The sequence below is a fragment of the Sellimonas sp. genome (assembly GCF_047234585.1).
GTDB classification, from domain to species: Bacteria; Bacillota; Clostridia; order Lachnospirales; family Lachnospiraceae; genus Sellimonas; species Sellimonas caecigallum.
On record NZ_JBKSWG010000036.1, the window covers coordinates 1 to 15,138 of the forward strand.

At 46.0% G+C, this 15,138-nt stretch carries 14 protein-coding genes; 2 read left to right on the top strand and 12 right to left on the bottom strand.

Translation table 11 applies throughout. From position 1 onward, the window contains the following. Positions 1–73: 73 nt before the first annotated feature. The 7 genes from ACLROL_RS11105 to ACLROL_RS11135 all read right to left on the bottom strand — a co-directional run bounded on the left by ACLROL_RS11105 (position 74) and on the right by ACLROL_RS11135 (position 5,903). Positions 74–766, bottom strand: a complete 693-nt coding sequence (locus tag ACLROL_RS11105) for an iron-sulfur cluster assembly scaffold protein (protein ID WP_048622003.1) — start codon at positions 764–766, stop codon at positions 74–76. Between the two features lie 140 nt (positions 767–906). Continuing rightward, the gene (locus ACLROL_RS11110) at positions 907–2,169 is read right to left on the bottom strand and encodes a competence/damage-inducible protein A (RefSeq protein WP_413067839.1); all 1,263 of its coding nucleotides are present in this window, start codon (positions 2,167–2,169) and stop codon (positions 907–909) included. A gap of 1 nt (position 2,170) precedes the next feature. Next, entirely contained in the window at positions 2,171–2,716 is a 546-nt protein-coding gene (gene pgsA, locus ACLROL_RS11115; protein ID WP_087199408.1) for a CDP-diacylglycerol--glycerol-3-phosphate 3-phosphatidyltransferase, read from the bottom strand. A gap of 1 nt (position 2,717) precedes the next feature. Next, positions 2,718–4,040 carry a 30S ribosomal protein S12 methylthiotransferase RimO gene (rimO, locus tag ACLROL_RS11120; RefSeq protein WP_413067840.1) on the bottom strand — a complete coding sequence of 441 codons (1,323 nt, stop codon included), beginning with the start codon at positions 4,038–4,040 and terminating at the stop codon, positions 2,718–2,720. 71 nt (positions 4,041–4,111) lie between these two features. Beyond that, on the bottom strand, positions 4,112–4,357 hold the full coding sequence (rpoZ, locus tag ACLROL_RS11125) for a DNA-directed RNA polymerase subunit omega (RefSeq protein WP_087199404.1): 246 nt from the start codon (positions 4,355–4,357) through the stop codon (positions 4,112–4,114). A 24-nt stretch (positions 4,358–4,381) separates the two neighbouring features. After that, positions 4,382–5,002 carry a guanylate kinase gene (gene gmk, locus ACLROL_RS11130; RefSeq protein WP_087199402.1) on the bottom strand — a complete coding sequence of 207 codons (621 nt, stop codon included), beginning with the start codon at positions 5,000–5,002 and terminating at the stop codon, positions 4,382–4,384. 22 nt (positions 5,003–5,024) lie between these two features. Then, positions 5,025–5,903: a YicC/YloC family endoribonuclease gene (locus tag ACLROL_RS11135; RefSeq protein ID WP_413067841.1), complete on the bottom strand. Its 879-nt coding sequence runs from the start codon at positions 5,901–5,903 to the stop codon at positions 5,025–5,027. A gap of 125 nt (positions 5,904–6,028) precedes the next feature. Here ACLROL_RS11135 and ACLROL_RS11140 point away from each other — a divergent pair, with 125 nt between their 5' ends. Further along, on the top strand, positions 6,029–7,771 hold the full coding sequence (locus ACLROL_RS11140; protein ID WP_413067842.1) for an NFACT family protein: 1,743 nt from the start codon (positions 6,029–6,031) through the stop codon (positions 7,769–7,771). A 66-nt stretch (positions 7,772–7,837) separates the two neighbouring features. Here ACLROL_RS11140 and galT read toward each other — a convergent pair whose 3' ends face one another. Both galT and ACLROL_RS11150 read right to left on the bottom strand, forming a co-directional pair. After that, a complete protein-coding gene (gene galT / locus ACLROL_RS11145) occupies positions 7,838–9,328 on the bottom strand; it encodes a UDP-glucose--hexose-1-phosphate uridylyltransferase (RefSeq protein WP_413067843.1) in 1,491 nt (496 codons plus the stop codon). A gap of 15 nt (positions 9,329–9,343) precedes the next feature. Beyond that, positions 9,344–10,510 (bottom strand): galactokinase, encoded by a 1,167-nt coding sequence (locus ACLROL_RS11150; protein ID WP_087213246.1) that lies wholly within the window; start codon positions 10,508–10,510, stop codon positions 9,344–9,346. A 131-nt stretch (positions 10,511–10,641) separates the two neighbouring features. Here ACLROL_RS11150 and ACLROL_RS11155 point away from each other — a divergent pair, with 131 nt between their 5' ends. Then, positions 10,642–11,544: an AraC family transcriptional regulator gene (locus ACLROL_RS11155; RefSeq protein WP_413067844.1), complete on the top strand. Its 903-nt coding sequence runs from the start codon at positions 10,642–10,644 to the stop codon at positions 11,542–11,544. Here ACLROL_RS11155 and ACLROL_RS11160 read toward each other — a convergent pair. Genes ACLROL_RS11160 through ACLROL_RS11170 form a run of 3 tightly spaced genes read right to left on the bottom strand, consistent with a single transcriptional unit; the run spans position 11,519 to position 14,946 of the window. Then, on the bottom strand, positions 11,519–12,505 hold the full coding sequence (locus ACLROL_RS11160; RefSeq protein ID WP_287449231.1) for a biotin--[acetyl-CoA-carboxylase] ligase: 987 nt from the start codon (positions 12,503–12,505) through the stop codon (positions 11,519–11,521). The two genes, ACLROL_RS11155 and ACLROL_RS11160, sit on opposite strands and share 26 nt — an antisense overlap. Continuing rightward, entirely contained in the window at positions 12,502–14,160 is a 1,659-nt protein-coding gene (locus ACLROL_RS11165) for a PucR family transcriptional regulator (RefSeq protein WP_087199389.1), read from the bottom strand. Before ACLROL_RS11165 ends, ACLROL_RS11160 begins: the two co-directional genes overlap by 4 nt. A gap of 24 nt (positions 14,161–14,184) precedes the next feature. After that, complete coding sequence (locus ACLROL_RS11170; protein ID WP_087199720.1) at positions 14,185–14,946, bottom strand: GNAT family N-acetyltransferase; 762 nt, start codon at positions 14,944–14,946, stop codon at positions 14,185–14,187. Positions 14,947–15,138: the final 192 nt, after the last annotated feature.

Below are 15,138 nucleotides of genomic sequence, written 5' to 3' on the forward strand. Positions count from 1 at the left end.
AATACAGCATTGATTTTATCAATTCGTCTTTCATATGATTCAAATAAAGCCATTTCTAAAGTCCTCCTCTCGCCTATTCCTGTCTTGGGTCGATGATCTTCACTGCATCATCCACACGGCCATACTGTCCCTGTGCTTTTTCCCATGCTTCGTTCGGTGTATCGCCTTTTTTGATGAAATCTGTGAATTTTCCGAGGCTTACGAACTTGTAGCCAATGATTTCATTGTTTTCATCCAGTGCGATTCCTGTAACGTATCCTTCTGCCATTTCCAGGTAACGTGGTCCTTTTGCAAGTGTTCCGTACATAGTTCCAACCTGAGAACGAAGACCTTTTCCTAAATCTTCCAGACCTGCTCCAATCGGAAGTCCATCTTCAGAGAATGCACTCTGTGTACGTCCGTAAACGATCTGAAGGAATAATTCTCTCATCGCTGTGTTGATAGCATCACATACAAGGTCTGTATTTAATGCTTCGAGAATTGTTTTTCCCGGAAGGATTTCAGAAGCCATAGCTGCTGAATGTGTCATACCGGAGCATCCGATCGTTTCTACCAGTGCTTCCTGAATGATTCCGTCTTTTACATTCAGTGTAAGTTTACATGTTCCCTGCTGCGGAGCACACCAGCCTACACCATGTGTCAAACCGGAAATATCTTTGATTTCTTTTGCCTGTACCCATTTTGCTTCTTCTGGGATCGGCGCTGGTCCGTGATTTGCGCCCTGAGCAACCGGGCACATCATTTCTACTTCGTGTGAATAAATCATCTTAAAGGACTCCTTTCAACTATGTGTATTCTTTCCTACGGACTATCTTCCTGCGTCAGCCCGTATTCACGTTAATTTTCTCACAAATCTCTCTTCCCGTCAATTAGCTACTTACACAAAAAACGGCTTTTTCGACAGGTTTATGCATGCAGAAGTGCTTCCCTGAGAAGGATCAATCCGCGCGCTACAGCATACTCTCTGTTCTTTTCTCTGTTTCCGGTAAACTGGTATTTTTCGACAACTGTATTTCCCCGGACACAGCATCCGATATAGACGAGTCCTACTGGTTTTTCTTCTGTTCCTCCGTCCGGACCTGCGATACCCGTGACTGCGATGGACGCATCTGCCCCTGTCGCCTGACAGGCGCCTCTTGCCATGGCTTCCGCTGTCTCCCGGCTGACTGCACCGTGTGCTTTCAGTATCCCGTGCGGCACTCCGAGAATCTTTTCTTTTGCTTCGTTTGAGTATGTGACATGCGCCTCATTTAACACTTCGGACGCTCCCGGCACATTGATGATACGGCCGGACAAAAGTCCTCCTGTACAAGATTCTGCCGTCGTAACTGTCATCTTCTTTTCTTTTAGCAGCTGCACAACAGCCTGCTCCAGTGTCACTTCTTCTTTTGTCGTATAGACATGATCTCCGAATCTGCGCAGAAGTTCATCGACCAATGGACGCATAAGTTCCTGTGCTGTCTTCTCATCTTTTGCCTTTGCGGTCACGCGGAAGTGGACTTCTCCTGTCTTTGCATACGGTGCAAGTGTTGGGTTGGACTGGGCGTCCATCAGATCAGCCACCATTGTCTCCGCCCGGCTTTCCCCTATGGAGCAGACTTTTACCATACACGAATAGATCCCATCCGGCTGTAGTTTGCCCAGGTAAGGAGCAATCTGCCTGTCAAACATCGGTATGCACTCGTTCGGCGGTCCTGGTATCAGAATCGCCATCTTTCCGGCATACTCTGTCCCTTCCTCCCCGATAATGATAAGTCCCGGCGCTGTGCCGTTGGCATTTTCCACCACTTTTGCCCCTTCCGGAACAAGGGCCTGCTTCCAGTTATTCTCCGTGATCTTGTGACCAGAATGATTCTTCTGAAAGAAATCCATGATCCGTTCTTTCGTATGAAGGTCTTCGTAAAGTTTTTTTCCAAACACCTTTGCCGTCACTTCTTTTGTCAAGTCATCCTTTGTAGGCCCAAGTCCTCCTGTAAGGATTACCACATCCGAACGTCCAAGTGCGCGGCGTATCGTCTCTTCCATGCGTTCTTCATTGTCCCCTACCGAATTCTGGTAATATAAAGACAAACCCAGCAGAGCACATTTCTCTGCCAGGTAAGCTGCATTGGTATTCACGATATTGCCGAGCAGGATTTCGGTCCCTACAGAAATCAGCTCTGCAACCATGTTACATACCTCCCTTTGTCAACACTTCTTTGTTCTTTGCGATATAATCGATCAATGATACGACTGTAAGAATCAGCGCCAGGTATATCAGCACTGTCTCGATTGTCTGAGCCGCACCCCCAGGAAGATCCAGGATCAGAAAAATGATCATGAACATCTGGGATACAGTCTTAAATTTTCCCCAGTAGCTTGCCGCGATCACAATACCGTTATCGGACGCTACAAGTCGGAATCCGCTGATGATGAATTCCCGGCTGATGATCACGATGACGATCCATGCCGGCAGTTTGTCCATCGGGATCAGACAGATCATGGCAGATCCGACAAGGAGCTTGTCCGCCAATGGATCCATAAATTTCCCAAAATTTGTTACAAGATTGTATTTTCTGGCAATCTTTCCGTCCAACATATCGGTAAGACTTGCCACACAGAAAATTGCAAGCGCAATGTAGTTGCTGTAATCTCCTCCAATGTCCGTCAGCATGAAAACGACGAAAAACGGAATCATGATCACACGCAGCACCGTCAGTTTGTTTGGCAGATTCATTTTACATCAACTCTCCTATCAAATCGTATTCACATGCACCTGTCACTTTCACTTTCGCAAAATCTCCGGACATCAGTTCTTCATCTGTATTGACAAAGATCAGTCCGTCCACATTCGGTGCATCTTTGTAAGTTCTCCCTACATAAGCATTTTCATCTGCTACTTTTCCCTCGATCATGACGAGCATTTCTTTTCCGATCATACTCTCTGCCTGTTCAAAAGCGATTTCCTGCTGAAGTTCCATCAGCTCTGCCTGCCTGTCCTCCTTGACACTTTCCTCGATCTGGTCTGGCATAACGGCTGCAGGAGTGTCTTCTTCCGGCGAATAAGTAAAGACTCCCAGGCGGTCAAATTCCATCTCGTCGACAAAGTCCATCAGTTCTTCATGCTGATCCTGTGTCTCGCCCGGGAACCCTGTGATAAGCGTCGTTCGGATCGCGATATCCGGGATCTCTTTTCTGAGCCTTTCGATGATCTGAATCAGCTCCTCCTTCGACGTTCTTCTGCCCATCCGCTTTAAGATACCGTCACTTGCATGCTGGATCGGAAGATCCAGATAGTGACAGATCTTCGGTTCTTCTTTGATAACCTGGATCAGCTCTTCCGTGATTTCTTCCGGATAACAGTAAAGGATCCGGATCCAGCGGATACCGCTGATCTTGCACAGATTCCGAAGAAGTTCCGGAAGTCTTTTCTCTCCGTAGATGTCTTTTCCGTAAAGCGTCGTCTCCTGGGCCACAAGGATGAGCTCTTTGACCCCGTCCTCCGCCAGCTGCTGTGCCTCTTTTAAGAGGCGTTCCATCGGAACACTCCGGAAATTCCCTCTGATCTTCGGAATGATGCAGTACGTACAGTGTTTGTCACATCCCTCCGCAATCTTCAGGTAAGCGTAGTGACCTCCTGTTGTCACAAGTCTGTGGGTATCTACTTCCGGAAGAGCATCCAACGGCTCCATCTTCAAATATGAATGCCCTTTCAGTGCCTCATCCACAGCATCCAGAATGTGATCGTAAGAAGCTGTTCCAAGGACAGCATCTACTTCCGGGATCTCCGTGATGATCTCTTCTTTATAGCGCTCTGCCATACATCCGGTAACGATCAGCGCCTTCAGCGTGCCGGAATGTTTGTATTCTGCCATCTGCAGGATTGTCTCCACGCTTTCTTCCTTCGCATCGTGGATAAAACAGCAAGTATTCACAATAATGATATCCGCCTTGTCTTCTTCCTCCACCATCTGATACCCTCTGGATGCCAGCATCCCAATCATCACTTCAGAGTCTGCAAGGTTTTTATCACATCCAAGTGATACAAATAAGATATTCATGTACTCTCTCCTGACATTTCATGAGGCAGATACTTAACCAAAAAGCACCTGCCTCTTTTTCCATTTGTTTCTTATTCTTCTTCGGAATCTTCTCCGAGTATTTTCAATTTGGCATTGTTCATCTCATCGATCGCGATGGAAAGCGGCTTTTCTCCGTCTTTCGCCGGAACGAGCGGATCTGCGTGATCGATCAGCTGTCTTGCCCGTTTTGCTGTAGCCAGCACGATAGAATAACGGCTGTTGACGATCTTTGTCTCGCCTTCTTCAACGTCCTGATTTACTACCTTCATTAAATCTGTGTAAGATGGATGCAGCATAACATCGTTCTCCTTTCAAATTCCTTAAAGTTCTCCGAGTTCTTTTCGTATTCTTTCTATGGACTCCGCATTTCTCACTGTCTTCTTCTTCTCGCTCTGGATCACTGCGTGCAGATCATCCACACATGTCTCCAGCTCGTCATTGACGATAAAGTAATCGTAAGCCTCGATTCCCTCCGCCTCTTCTTTGGCTCTGGAAAGTCTGCCTTCGATGACATCCATCGTCTCGGTCCCTCTTCCAACAAGTCTGCGCTTCAGCTCCGCTGCATTCGGAGGCGTGATAAAAATCAGAAGTGTCTCCGGAAATTTTTCTTTTACTTTCAAAGCGCCCTGGATCTCAATTTCCAGTATCACATCTTTTCCAGCGGCCAACTGCTCCTCCACATAAGAGCGCGGTGTCCCATAATAATTGTCAACATATCTAGCATACTCTATTAACTCGTCTTGTGCAATCATTTTTTCAAATTCTTCTGTTTCTTTGAAAAAATATTCTCTTCCGTCCTGCTCGCCTTCTCTTGGCTTTCTCGTAGTAGCAGAAATGGAAAGAGCGTAATTGTCATATTTTTCCATAAGCCTTTTCATCACAGTTCCTTTGCCAGCTCCGGAAAATCCGGACAATACGATCAAAATCCCCTTCTGATCCATAGTCTTCTTCCTCTCATCTCTCTTATTCTATATTCTGTATCTGTTCGCGTACTTTTTCAATCTCAGTCTTCAGCTCGATAGCCAGATTCGATACTTCCAGATCGTTGGCTTTCGAAAGGATCGTGTTGGCCTCGCGATTCATCTCCTGGGCGATAAAATCCAGCTTCCTTCCTATTCCTTCCCCGGATACAAGTGTTGCCTTCATGTGGTCGATATGGCTTTTCAGGCGGACAACTTCCTCATCCGTGCAAATCTTATCTGCAAAAAGTACAACTTCCGCAGCGATCCTTCCTTCATCCATCTGTGCATCGCCAAGCAGTTCTTTTACCTTTTCTTCCAGCTTTTGTCTGTATTCTGCGAGAATCTGTGGAGAGCGCTCTTCTACTTTGGAAACGACCTGCCTCATACCGTCCAGTTTTCCGATCAAATCTTCCTGAAGTTTTCTTCCTTCCACTTCTCTCGTCTCCACAAAACGGCTGCATGCTGCGCTGAGCGCCTGTCTGAGACTGCTCCACAAAGCCTCCTCATCCACAGCCTGTTCTTCCATCGTCAAAATTTCCGGATACCGTGACAGCGTGGAGACACGGATATCGTTTTCCAGTCCGAATTTTTCTTCCATCTGTCTGAGATATCCCAAATATTCAGAAGCCAGCGCCTCATTGTACTTCAGCGATACCTGACTTTCGGAAAGATCTTCGTAAGAGATGAAAATATCTACCTTCCCCCTGCTTACATATTCTTTCAAAAGGTTTCGAATGGATGTCTCAAAAAAATTAAGCTTCTTTGGCATGCGTATATTCACATCCAGATACCGGTGGTTCACACCCTTCATCTCCACCGTGATTTTCTTTTCTTTATCCTGGATCTCAGCTCTGCCAAAGCCTGTCATACTTTTGATCATTGTACTTTCCTCGTCTTATTCTTCTTTTTTGGCTTACAGCTCATTATTTTTCATTATAAGTCATTTAAAATTTTGCGTCAACTGTGTTATACTGTAAAACAGACCAGAAAAAAGGAGAGACAAATATGGCATTTGACGGAATTACCATTGCAAATATTGTAAAAGACCTGAATACTTCCCTTCTGGACGGGCGAATCTCCAAGATCGCCCAGCCGGAAGCGGACGAGCTTCTGCTTACTATAAAGAAACCGGACGGACAAAGGCGGCTCTACATCTCCGCCAGTGCCTCCCTTCCGCTCATATATCTGACAGATGAGAACAAACCAAGCCCATTTACCGCCCCAAACTTCTGTATGCTCCTCAGAAAGCATATCGCAAACGGCCGGATCGTCTCCATTACCCAGCCTTCCCTGGAGCGGATCATCATTTTTGAAATCGAGCATCTAAATGAACTTGGAGACTTGTGCAGAAAAAAACTGATCGTGGAGATCATGGGGAAACACAGCAATATTATTTTCTGTGACTCTGATGACCAGATCATCGACAGCATCAAACACGTCCCGGCCCAGATGAGTTCTGTCCGGGAAGTACTGCCTGGAAGAAAATATTTTATTCCGGATACGATGCACAAAGCTGATCCTCTTCGCACGTCTGAGGACGGGTTTGCAGATATACTCCGCAACAAACCGATGCCTCTTTCCAAAGCTTTATACACCGGGTTCACAGGCCTTAGCCCTGTTGCCGCGGAAGAGATCTGCTATCTCTCCGGTATCGATTCTTCCCTCCCTCCGAGTGAATTGTCCGAGGATTATCTGATCCATCTTTTCCGGCAGTTTTCCTTCTTTATGGATCGGATACGGGAAGGCATCTTCTCCCCGTGTATTTATTACCGTGGAAACGAACCGCAGGAGTTTTCTGCTGTGCCTCTAACCCACCTTACGGACTGCGAATGCCGGCCTTTTGACACGATCTCACAAGTGCTTTCTTCTTACTATGCAGTCAAAAACCGGATCACACGGATCCGGCAGAAATCTTCTGACCTTCGCCATGTCGTCCAGACAGCTCTTGAGCGGAATCGGAAAAAATTTGACTTGCAGACAAAACAGCTGAAAGGAACGGAAAAAAGGGATCGATACAAAGTTTACGGAGAACTTCTTCACACATACGGGTACAGCCTGGAACCAGGAGCCAAGGAGCTTACTGCTCTCAATTATTACACAAACGAGATGATCACGATCCCTCTGGATGAGACGAAGACACCACAGGAAAATGCCAAGCGCTACTTTGAGAAATACAATAAACAGAAGCGGACTTTTGAGGCCCTGTCAGAGCTGATCAAGGAGACACAGGACGAGGTGCGTTACCTGGAATCCGTCAGCAGTGCCCTTGATTTTGCCCGGACAGAAGATGATCTGGCGCAGATCAAAGAAGAGCTTTCAGAAAGCGGATATGTCCGCCGAAAATTTTCAAAGAAAAAAGTCAAATTCAAGAGTGTGCCCCTGCATTACCTCTCCAGCGACGGATACGACATGTATGTCGGCAAAAACAATCTCCAGAACGAAGAACTGACTTTCTCATTTGCCAACGGAAACGACTGGTGGTTTCACGCAAAACAGGTACCTGGCTCCCACGTGATCGTAAAATCCCAGGGCGTTGAAATGCCGGACCGGGTCTTTGAGGAGGCCGGAAAACTTGCCGCCCACTACTCCAAAAACGCCGGAAGCAAAAAAGTGGAAGTAGACTATATTGAGAAAAAACACATCAAAAAAGTAAAGGGACAAAAACCTGGATTTGTCATCTATCACACAAACTACTCCCTGATAGCGGACACCGATATCAGCATGTTAAAAGAGATACCGGAAAAATAAAAGGTATTTACCGCGAACATTTCAAAACTGTGAAAAAGAGGCACAATTTCTTGTGCCCCTTTTTGATTACAGTGTTTTGATAAACCGAAGGAAGGCATTTCTTCCTTCTTCTGTACATTTGTACACTCCTGCGTCTTCCAACACTTTTACAAACACACTTCCAATCTCCTGCTCCAGGATTTCTTCGATGTTCTTTTCGTTGATCTGCTCATATTTTGGCAGGAACCCTTCTACCCAGTCTGCATGTTTTTCAATCTTTTCACAGTTCCGGATATCTTTTCCATTCAGAATATACTCTTTTAAAAGCTCCATCTCTTCTTTCAGTCGAGCTGGAAGTACTGCAAGTCCCATAACCTCGATCAGACCGATGTTTTCTTTTTTGATATGGTGATACTCCGCGTGCGGGTGGTACACGCCAAGCGGGTGTTCGCTCGTCGTAATATTATTGCGAAGTGTCAAGTCGAGCTCGTACATTCCGTCTTTTCTTCGTGCGATCGGCGTGATCGTATTGTGTGGTTCCCCGTCTGTCTCAGCATAGATAAATGCCTCCTCGTCTGTGTAGCTTCTCCATGCCTGCAGTACGTGGTCTGCAAGATCGATCAGTCTCTTCTCATCTTTGTGGCGGATACGGAGAACAGAAAGCGGCCACTTGACAATTCCGGATTCCACATCTTCATATCCCGGTATGACAACTTCCTTTTCGATCGGAGCCTTTGCCATGGCGAAAGTATAGTGTCCGCCCTGGAAATGATCGTGGCTGAGGATCGATCCTCCTACGATCGGGAGATCCGCATTGGATCCAAGGAAATAGTGCGGGAACTGTTTTACGAAATCGAACAGTTTTGTAAATGCTGCCCTGTCAATCTTCATTGGCACATGTTTACCGTTAAATACGATACAGTGTTCATTGTAATATACGTACGGAGAATACTGGAATCCCCACTGAGAATCATTGATTGTGATCGGGATGATCCGGTGGTTTTCACGCGCCGGATGATCCAGGCGTCCTGCATATCCTTCATTTTCCACACAAAGCTGACAGCTTGGATAACTCGTTGTCTTGGCATTTTTTGCCGCAGCGATGGCTTTCGGGTCTTTTTCCGGTTTGGAAAGATTGATCGTGATATCGATCTCGCCGTACGGGCTGTCCACTTTCCATTTTTTATCTTTTTTCACGCGATATCTTCTGATATAGTCGCTGTCCTGGCTCAGCTTGTAGAAATACTCTGTGGCCGCTTCCGGAGATTCTTTGTACCTTTCAAAGAATTCCCTCTGCACCTGAGCCGGCCGTGGGACAAGGCAGTTCATGATTTTCGTATCAAAAAGATCACGGTAACCGATGCTATCCTCAATCAACTCTCTTTTTACAGCTTCATCGAGGAGATCTTTTAACACTTCCTCCAGATTCACATCTTTGTATTCTTCCTGAGGCTCTTCATAGCTATCCTCATGAAACAGATCCAAAAGAAGATTTCTCGCATAAATTTTTTCACACTCTGGGAGCAGACCTGTCTCTACCCCGTATTGTATCAGCTTCTTTATACTTTCATTCAGCATTTCTTTACACACTCCTTACTCTACGACTCCGGCGCCATCTCCGATTTCCACTACGTAGAATTCTGCCTCGTGTCCTGTCTTTTCTTTGTATCCTTGTCCGACCTTTTCGATAAACATATCGACTGCATCATTTTTTACGATGCTGACCGTACATCCTCCGAATCCGCCTCCAGTAATACGGGATCCTATTACTCCGTCAATCTCCCATGCCAGATCTACAAGGATGTCGATCTCCTCACAGGATACTTCATAGTCGTCTCTCAGAGAAACATGGGATGCATTCATCAGTTTCCCGAATTCTGTGATATTATTCTCTTTCAGAGCTTTTACCGCACGGATCGTCCTCTGATTTTCATAGACTGCATGTTTTGCACGTTTCCGGCAGATTTCATCAGAGATCGCATCTTTATGAGACTCAAACTCTTCTTCTGTGAGATCCCCAAGTGTGTCAATGTCTGCCACTTTCTGGAGATCTTTGAGCGCTTTTTCACTTTCGTTTCTTCTGTCATTGTAGGCTGAATCCACGAGGCTGTGTTTTACCTTGCTGTTTGTGATCACGATTTTCGCATCCGGAAGTTTTACAGATGCATATTCGTATTTCAGCGTATTTGTATCAAGGAAAATCGCACAGTCTTTCTTTCCCATAGCCACCGCAAACTGATCCATGATTCCGCAGTTGCATCCATTATAATTGTTTTCGGAATACTGTCCGATCAAGGCGATTTCCGGCATGGAGATCTCGATTCCAAACAGGTCTTTTAACATCACTCCAATCAGTACTTCCAGTGATGCTGAAGAAGAAAGTCCGGAACCATTCGGGATTGTTCCATAGATCAGTACGTCCATCCCCTGGCTGATCTCAAATCCTTTCTTCTGGAACGCCCAGATGACTCCCTTCGGATAGTTCGTCCATCCTGCCTTATCAGACGGCACAAGGTCGTCGAGACTTGTCTCTACGATGCCGAGTTTTTCAAAATTCATAGAGTAAAAGCGAAGCTTTCTGTCTTCTCTTTTCCGCGCAATACCGTATGTTCCGAGAGTCAGAGCACACGGAAATACGTGTCCTCCATTGTAGTCTGTATGTTCACCGATCAGATTGACACGCCCCGGAGAAAAATAGGAATGAATCTCTCCTTCCCCGCCGTAAAGTTTTTTGAATGTTTCCATCAACTTGTTCTGCATAATCTTATCCTTCCTTTTTTAGTTTGAAAACCGCTTGCTGTTTTCGTCTCGCTATATTAAAATTATAATGCTTATATTGATTTCAAACAACAAGTATCTTGCTGAAATTTATAACGATATTGAGGTGTTTTATGCAGATCCGCACTGATGAAGAAAAAAAAGAGCTGAAACAGCACGGGGACTATACGTTCCCTGTCCGTCTCAGCGAAGAAATGCTTTCCCGCTACGAAGGAGGTTCCTTTATGTGGCACTGGCACTCTGAAATCGAGCTGACTTTGATCCGAAAAGGCTGTATCGACTACCATGTAAATGGAGAACATTACCTGTTGAAAGAAGGGGATGGGATTTTCTGCAACAGCAATGTACTCCATTCCGGATACCGGGTGGGATCATCTGACTGCCAGTATTTTTCTGTAACTTTTCATCCAAAATTTATCTATGGGTTTGAAAACAGTGTCCTCCAGACAAAATATGTCCAGCCAATCCTAAATACCGGTTATTTTTCTTCCTCTGTTTTTTGCCGCGGGGAAGAATCCCAGGATCATGTCCTCTCCCTTCTGTGGGAGATCTTTGATCTCTACTGCAAACAGGATAAAGACATGGAATTTCGGCTCCATCTCATCCTGTCTGAAATCTGGTTTTCACTTTACCAACGCTTTCTCCTTGTCTCCTGTCCAGAGTCCGGAGGAGCAGCCTATATCGGAAGACTGAAAGACATACTGGAATATATCCACACTTCCTATCGTCAGCCCCTTACCCTGGAAGAGATCGCCGAACAAGCGCACCTTTCCAAAAGCGAATGTTGCCGTTTCTTCAAGAAGCATATGCATATGACACTTTTCGACTATCTTCTCTATTACCGCATTCAACAAAGTCTTCCTCTTCTAAAGGAAGGACAATGTACGATCGCAAAAGCGGCAGAGTTGAGTGGATTTTCCAACGCCTGTTATTACAGCAAAATTTTCCGGAGAGAAATGCACTGTACACCCAAGCAGTATCAGAACAGTTTTATCGATCCGGATGGCTCACACTGATCTCCCCAGTCCTTAAGATTTCCTCCGTGCCGTCCTCGTATCGAACGCGAAGAGAGCACCTGTCGTCAATTCCCACGGCAGTGGCAGTCTTCTTTTTGTCCGCCGTGTGCACAAATATTTTTTCTCCCATCCACAGCATCTTCTCTTTGTAGGAAGGATAAAATGTCCGTTCTGGCAAAGTACGGTAGTATAAAAGGACGCGTTTGATGATCTCTGCCGCCAGAACGTTTCGGATTCCTTCCGGACATTGATCCCTCTGGCAGACTGCCCCGGCTTTTCCCTGAATGGATTCCGGGAATCCTCCCTCCGGCTCCAGCACGTTGACCCCGATCCCTACGATGAGAAAATCGATCGAACCGTTCTCCATAGAAAATGAGGCTTCCGTGAGGATCCCACTGACTTTCTTTCCTTTTGCATACACGTCATTGACCCATTTGATGGCCGTTTCCGTCCCTGTAATCACCTCTACCGCTTCTGCTGTGGCTGCCGCCGAAGCCGCTGTGACCATCATGAGGTCAGATATCTCCATCTGTGGTCTCAGAAGGATACTCATATATAGTCCCGTGTCCGCCGGGGAATAAAACCCCCTTCCCCTTCTTCCTCTTCCCTCCGTCTGGCATTTGGCAAGCACGACGGTTCCTTCTTTTGCCCCTTCATCTGCCAATTCTCTGAGCGTACGGTTTGTAGAGGCAACTTCCCCGTAAATGCAGAGACGGCAGTCTTCATATTTCTTTCCCAAATACTTGCGTATCGCCGCTTCGGAAAGCTTCTCACTTTCGCTCAGAAGAACATATCCTTTGTTCGTAACACCCTGAATACGGTATCCTTCCTTCTGAAGTGCCTTGACCGATTTCCACACAGCGCTCCTGGAAATCTGAAGTTTCTCAGCCATCTCTTGTCCTGAAATGGCTTCCCCATCCGCCTCCAAAAGCAGGGCAAGTACTCTGTCTTTTCCCGTCATGACTGATTTCTTTCCATCCTTTCTTCTGTCTCTTTTGCTTCTTCCGCCAGAACAAGTGCGAGCTGGATCCGGAAACTGTCCATATCATCGGAAAGCTGTACTCCCAGTATATCCTCGCATTTTTTCACTCTGTATTTGATGGTATTTCTGTGGAGAGACAAGGTTTCTGCCGTCTGCGCAATATTCTTCCCACAGAACAGATATGTATAAAGTGTCTTCCGAAGCTCCTCCTGCATCAGATTCTCCGGAAAGGCAAGTTCTTTCAGCATATAAGTGCACATTTCTTCCTTCTCTCTCTCCGGTATAAATTTGAACAGCTCCTTAAAATTTTTCGGCCGATAGCTGTACAGATAAGGATACTTCTCATTTGGCTGCCCATCGCACAGACTGCTCTGCGCTTCCCTGTAAGAACCGCGTATCTTGAGAATATCGGAGAAAATCCCACCTTGCGCGATCCGTATCTCTTTTTTGAAACGATCTCTGAGATAGCGGCAGATCTTCTCGTAGATATCCTCCATACCCTCCTGTTCTCCCTGAATCAAAAGAACGTATCGAAACTGTGATTCCTCTGGAAAGATGAGGATACTCCTGTCTTCCTTCTCTTCCAGAAATTCCTGTATCCATTCATACGCAAGGATGAAGTACTCTTCCCGGCTGGAAAACCGGTTTGGCTGAAATGGCTGTCTCTCCTCTTTATCCAGTTCCAAAAGAACGACCCTGTATTCCGGCATACTTCTGATTCCATGTCCCTTTCCAATCGCGAGTACCTGCCTTTCATCCCAGCTCCGCTCATCAATCTGTTCCAGAAGAATCGTGAGGAACTCTTCTCTCGATTTTATCTGATTATATTTCATATACAGATCGCGGTAAAAATAGATCTCCAGGGCCATGATGACCTGCTCCATGACAAGCATCTGATCTTCAGCTTTTCCAGGATCAAAATCTTTGATGACCAAGTAATTTGTATTGCGCCCCAATCCTTTGATGGGATAGATACAGCAGCAAATTTCCTGTTCCTCACATGTGTATGCCTCATCGCTTTCGAGCCGGTCCTCTTTCAAAAGTGTTTCCACATGGCAAAGTGTTTTCTCCCGATCTGCCTGACTGTAGCTGTATCCGTAGTCCTGTACCTTTCCCCACATATCGACGATCATGACGGGTGTACCCAATATGGCGGTCATGTTGTTGATGATGCTTTTCAGAGAGCTTCCGTGCAGGATCAGCGTTGTGATCTTTTGCTGTGCATTGAGCGCATTCAGAAGCTGATCATTCTGATTGTTCCATATATAAGACAGGATTTCATGGTACACTTTTCCGAGCGTGACATCCATGGGGATCTGAAGAAGCGGTATTCCAAGCCGGTCTGCCGTCTCGAGGACACAGTCGTCCAGATAATCGAGAAACCGCCCAAGCTTGATAGCTACCCCGGCGCATTCCCTCTTATCCAGCTCCTCCAGAAAACCACACATCAAAAGAGGATCATCCTGAAATGCCATACCTGTCATGACAAGCAGTGTATTTCTGGATATATAAGCGGATACATCCGGACTCTCCGTAGATTCCACCGTGGAGATCGTCCTGTTCAGGTCCGCATTTTGATTCAGCACACGCAGATATTGGAATTTTTCTTTTTCCAGCAAATCTTTTACTATCACTGTTTTACCTCCGATTCTATTCTGTCAGAATAGTTCATACGACGTATACTCATAATCAAACTGATATCCCAGTTTCTGCGCCAGTCTTTTGGACTGCAGATTATGGGCATCCCAGCTTGGGTATAGTCCTCTCTTTTTGCATTCCAGGATAAGCCTGGCACCGCATGCCGTGGCAAGTCCTCTTCTCCGGTATGCTTCCTTCGTGTCAATTTCCACTTCGATTCCACCCTTGTAAGCAGAATACGCAGAGGCTCCGGCTACGATTTCGTCTCCTTTTACAGCCACTATCCCGACAGCGTATTGGTTAAAGTGCGTATAATCACGGAACTGTCCTGCCAGATCTTTGCTCCACTCTTCCTGTCTGCACCGTCCGTAAAGTGTTTCGTCCATCAAACGGATTTCAAATTCCTCCGGAAGTTTCGCCGCCTCTGCCCTCAGATTTTCTTCATCAAAGGAAGCCGGATCCTTCCGAAATGCATACCTTGTAAACTTTCGGATCTTTTCTGGAAAGCACTTTTCGATCAGCGTATTCCACCGTTCCTCCCGTCCTACCAGAATCAGCATTTCTCTTTCTGATTGCCCGGCACACTCCTGGAGCAGCTCTTCACTCGGTTCTCCTGCTAAAAAGCAGAAATCCCCAAGACACGCAGCGGCAGTGACCGGATGTTCCTCTGAGTCCGCGTACATGCATCCCATAACTCTATCCAGACAGGACCAGATGACTGTCTCATACCAACCTTCGAACAATTTTTCAGCAGCACGTGGATCTTGCAGTTTTACTATCATCTTTCTCCTCCCTATTTCTTCCATTTTCTGGAAGTCTTTATTCTCCTTCTTTTACGTTGTAATCACAACATATTTATTGTAAAAACTATATTATACTCTCAGAGAAAAGTCAACAACGAACAGACAGGAGGAAAATCAACCTAAAATGAAATTTTAAATTCCACCCCTCTAAGGGACAGTAGAGTTTACTTC